Here is a 1312-nt window from a genome sequence, read left to right on the forward strand (position 1 = left end):
TCTAGGAGGCCCATTTATTTCTCGGATGGCTCAAGCATCCTTCAATTTATCCCTAATCTCGACCAGCAATTCTCTAATGTCAGATAGCAAAATCTGGATATCATCGAAAGACTTTGCCATCTCCTCTGTATTGTCAGCAATTGCTATAAGCTCGAATTCTGGCCTCTTAAATCTTTTCTTATATTCAGCCACTGATTTTTCCATTTTCCCATCCCTCTCAGCACGAGTTGAACGCGAATGAAGATGCTTTCTGTTACAGAAAGCAAACAGGCTTCCTCAAATTGTTCTTCTCAGCTTAAATATTGGCAGTGGAATTTCAGCCTAAACATTGGCTACGGAATTCCGCCTGCGGTCTCCCGGCTCGACTATGCATACAGCTTGCTCTATTGGACAGTCCTCAAAATGACTGCCTTCACAGCGCCCGACGGGGCCAGTCCGTAGGAAGTTCTTTACTCCCGACTACTCCTTTGGAGTACTCTTTTGGAGGCTCTCAGCTTCTACTCTGGAACCGACTACCGTCATCTGATGTGAATGAGACGGATCATTCGCACCTCAAGGAGAGTCTCGATGGGACGCGAATCGACTGCCCGCACAGGATCAAGTGTCATCCGGCGAGGATGATCGTCGGGAGTTCCCGAGGAGGGGGGAAATTTGCTGCCACAGCCCCTCCGACCATCACCCTGCTCCTGTCGACCCCGCTGACCTCCGATGCGATTGCCGGATCGAGCAGTTCCCGGTCTGGTGGCAGCTACAAGCCTGGTAACTAACTTGGAGATAAGTACCACATCCATATGCGTCTTGGAGGGCGAAACACTTAGCAGCTTTAACGGCCTGCCTCGGCGGGCAGTGACTCTGCTTCCCCGCCCAGTCGCCTCATACCGGGCGGGGCTCCTTTCTGTGTCGGTTCCTGATCAGGTAACACGCCCGCCTAATCTGCACGACCGGCCCTTGATTTCGTCAAGTGCCCATTCGTAATCGAGCCGGGAGATCACCGCGCGAACGTTGTGAGGTGGCGGCCGTTGCAGGATGACCTCATACACGTCCCGGAGATCGTTACGGATCGCACGCAGGAGTTCTGTATCGGATTGAATGGGGGCTCGACCAGCAAGTCTTCCGCCTGACATCGTCGGAGACCTCCCTCGCATTCCCTTGTGGAAGGTGGGTCCTAATTCGGGTCTCATTAGGGCAGCCCGGATCACAATTGTGGCCTTTCTTTGCGGACAGCATCAGACCTGCTTGACAGTGTTATTCTGGCGGAATGCAGTACCTCGAACTCCCGGTAAGAGCCCGCTTAAGAATAGACCTACTCCCT

At 52.9% G+C, this 1312-nt stretch carries 1 protein-coding gene; it reads right to left on the reverse strand.

Annotation, left to right across the window (positions count from 1 at the left end):
• Window positions 1-30: 30 nt before the first annotated feature.
• Window positions 31-204 carry a hypothetical protein gene (locus tag BN1233_RS47445; RefSeq protein ID WP_154678314.1) on the reverse strand — a complete coding sequence of 58 codons (174 nt, stop codon included), beginning with the start codon at window positions 202-204 and terminating at the stop codon, window positions 31-33.
• Window positions 205-1312: the final 1108 nt, after the last annotated feature.

Source organism: Microvirga massiliensis (assembly GCF_001006805.1).
GTDB lineage: Bacteria > Pseudomonadota > Alphaproteobacteria > Rhizobiales > Beijerinckiaceae > Microvirga > Microvirga massiliensis.

Excerpts from the sequence above, each read along its gene's own strand:
- BN1233_RS47445 (WP_154678314.1), bottom strand. The coding sequence starts at position 204 with ATGGAAAAATCAGTGGCTGAATATAAGAAAAGATTTAAGAGGCCAGAA.